This is a genomic window from Dietzia sp. UBA5065, from assembly GCA_002415925.1.
Taxonomy (GTDB): Bacteria; Actinomycetota; Actinomycetes; order Mycobacteriales; family Mycobacteriaceae; genus Dietzia.
In genome coordinates this window covers 13770-14574 of the sequence record DIAZ01000011.1, presented here as the reverse complement: position 1 = coordinate 14574, position 805 = coordinate 13770, and the positions used below count along the sequence as shown (strand labels likewise).

The 805-nt window shown below is 72.9% G+C and carries 1 protein-coding gene; it reads right to left on the bottom strand.

Annotated features, from left to right (window positions below):
- Positions 1–61: 61 nt before the first annotated feature.
- On the bottom strand, positions 62–805 hold a 744-nt coding region (locus tag B4M60_RS01045), incomplete at its 5' end, for an MCE family protein (RefSeq protein ID WP_291079506.1).

The following is an 805-nucleotide window of genomic DNA, read 5'->3' as shown; positions in this document are numbered from 1 at the left end:
CGGGTGTGCCTCGGGTCCCGGACGAGGTCGGCCAGACTCTCGCGCACCACGGTCACCGGCCTCATCGGCAGGCCCCCGAGTTGCGGTACCCGAACAGGCTCGTCTCCCAGTGGTCCCACTTCACCGTGAAGTTACACATGTAGAGCGCCAGGAAGCCGCCCTTCTGCGCCTGGGCGTTGACCTTCCGCGCGAACACCGGCGCCCTGCCCAGGGCGGTCTCGAACGCCGGGGTGTTGGGGATCCACCCGTCGGTGGCGGTCCGGGCGGAGTCGACGCTCGCCCGCAGGTCGGGTTCGGTCTCGCGGAGCATCGAGGCGAGGGTGGCCGTGGAGGCGTCGCCGCGCTCGATGAGCAGGGCGAGCTCGCCGCCGTCGCCCTCCGCGAGCGCACCCGAGACCTCGTCGAGGCCCCGGACGAGCTCGTGGAGGTCCGCCCCCCGCCCGGTGAGGGTGGTGTTGAGCGCGGTGATGTTGTCCGCGAGGCGGCTGTACACGTCCTGGCGGTCCACCACGTCCCGGCTGAGCAGGGCCAGTCGGGCGAGGAGGGTGTCCATGGCACCCGGCTCCCCCTGGAAGGCCGCGACCACGGTGGCGGACAGCGCGTTGACCTCCTCCGGGCGCACCGCCTCGAACAGGGGCTTGAACCCGTTGACCAGCGCGGTGAGGTCCACGGGGTCGGTGGTGGACTCCAGCGGGATCCGCGCGCCCTCGGGGAGCCGGGGGGTGCCGCCGACCGCGGGCCGGCCGTCCTCGGTGGGGTCCAGGGAGAGGTACCGGATGCCGAGCATGTCGCCGTAGCGGACCGA